Consider the following 245-nt stretch of genomic DNA (forward strand, 5'->3'; position numbering starts at 1 on the left):
TTATGTTTACGACGGTCTGGTAAGATATCGATGATATCGTGTGTAATACCATCACAGTAAATAAAGCTCATAGCACTGTCTACATCACTTGTTGACTTGAATTCATCAAATGATAAATGACGTGGTAAACTACGATTCACAGTCGTTTGAATTGATTCATTTAAAGATTTTAAATGGCGATGGACTGTAGAAGGTGATACACAAAGGTCTTCAGCAATATCCTTTTCTGAAATCACTTTCGAGAG

Annotated in this window: 1 pseudogene; it reads right to left on the reverse strand. The window is 35.5% G+C overall.

From position 1 onward, the window contains the following. Positions 1–245: pseudogene (locus tag HHH54_RS11175) on the reverse strand (HTH domain-containing protein); the annotation flags it as partial.

The organism is Staphylococcus canis, from assembly GCF_016238445.1.
Classification (GTDB): Bacteria; Bacillota; Bacilli; order Staphylococcales; family Staphylococcaceae; genus Staphylococcus; species Staphylococcus canis.